The 1,582-nt window shown below is 76.1% G+C and carries 2 protein-coding genes; one reads left to right on the forward strand and one right to left on the reverse strand.

Translation table 11 applies throughout. The features are described from left to right. Positions 1-102 precede the first annotated feature (102 nt). On the forward strand, positions 103-1,083 hold the full coding sequence (locus HGA02_RS18805; protein ID WP_168680855.1) for a DNA-formamidopyrimidine glycosylase family protein: 981 nt from the start codon (positions 103-105) through the stop codon (positions 1,081-1,083). Positions 1,084-1,168: 85 nt separating this feature from the next. Here the strand turns inward: HGA02_RS18805 and HGA02_RS18810 are convergent. Next, positions 1,169-1,582: DUF1684 domain-containing protein (locus tag HGA02_RS18810; RefSeq protein ID WP_168680857.1), on the reverse strand; the 414-nt coding region annotated here is incomplete at its 5' end.

Genomic DNA, 1,582 nt, shown 5'->3' on the forward strand with positions numbered 1-1,582 from the left:
CCGCCTGACGCCGTCCCCGCCGCCGCGGGTCGGGCGTCGTCGCACCTCGACGGCGACCGCGCGCCGGGCGGCAGGCGGCGCCACGCGTTAGCGTGCGTGACCGTGCCTGAGGGTCATACCGTCCACCGCATCGCCCGCCAGTTCACCGCCGACTTCGCCGGTCACCGGCTCGCCGTGTCCTCCCCGCAGGGTCGCTTCGCCGCGGGGGCCGCGCGCCTCGACGGGCAGGTCCTGACCGGGACCACCGCGGTCGGCAAGCACATGTTCGCGACGTTCGAGAGCGGCGACGTGCTGCGCGTGCACCTCGGCCTGTACGGCGCGTGGGACTTCTTCGGGGTGGTCTCGCCGATCGTCGACGGGCAGGACGCGCGCGGAGGGACGGTCCGGAGCGAAGCGCGGGAGCGTCCCGACAGCCGGGCCAGTTCCATGGGGGCGCCACGGCTGCGGCGCGCGGTGCGGATGGGGGAGGACGAGCGCGAGCCGCCGTCGGCCGAGGGTGGTCTGCTCGCGTCGTTCCCGCCCGACCCCGTCGGCGCGGTCCGCGTCCGGCTCGCGACCGAGCACTCCGTGGCCGACCTGCGCGGCCCGTCGGCGTGCGAGGTGCTGGACCCCGCCGCCGCGCAGGTCGTCGTCGACCGGCTGGGGCCCGACCCTGCGTCGACCGACGACCTCGCCGCCGCCGGGGAGGTCGTCGTCGACCGCATAACGTCGCGCGGCGTCGCGGTCGGGCAGCTGCTCATGGACCAGTCCGTCGTCGCGGGGATCGGCAACATCTACCGCGCCGAGCTGCTGTTCCGGGCGCGCCTCGACCCGCACACCCCGGGCCGTCGCGTCCCGCGCGAGGTCGTGCGCGCACTCTGGGACGACTGGGCGGTGCTGCTGCCCGACGGCATCCGCACCGGCGCCATGCTGACGCGTGAGGACCTGGACGACGACGGTCGTGCCCGCGCGCTCGCCGACCCCACCGAGCGGCACTGGGTGTACGGCCGTGGCGGACTCCCGTGCCGCGTGTGCGGCACCCCGGTCGTCGTCGAGGAGATGGCGGGCCGCAAGCTCTACTTCTGCCCGGTCTGCCAGCGCTGACAGCGACCGCCCGCCTCGCCGGCGCGGAGGTCTGGGCCCGTCGGTCGCAGCGCGGGGTCGGGGCGCCGCCGTCGTCGTCGCGTCGTCAGTCGGTCGGCTCGTCCGGGAGCGGGAACGTGCGCTCGCCGACGGGCAGGTCGACGGCCACGGTGTTCGCGCGCGTCGCCAGCGGGCACGCCCACGACGGGTCGTACGCGCACGACGGGTTGTAGGCGAAGTTCAGGTCGACGACCAGCAGCCCGTGCGACGTGCCGAGGTCGGCGCCCTTGATCGTGTCGAGCACGTACCGCCCGCCGCCGAACGTGCCGCCCGGCTGCCCGCCGCTCGCGTCGCGCACCGGCAGGAACAGCCCGCCGCCGTACGACCGCAGCGCCCAGACCGCGAGGCTCCCGACGTCGGGCAGCTCGACGACGCCGACGCGCTCGAAGGGCACGACGCCGTCGGTGCCGGTCGCGACGTCGAGGCGCTGCGGGTCGGCGGGGTGGACCTCGACCTCGAG

The organism is Cellulomonas septica (assembly GCF_012396155.1).
Taxonomy (GTDB): domain Bacteria; phylum Actinomycetota; class Actinomycetes; order Actinomycetales; family Cellulomonadaceae; genus Cellulomonas; species Cellulomonas septica.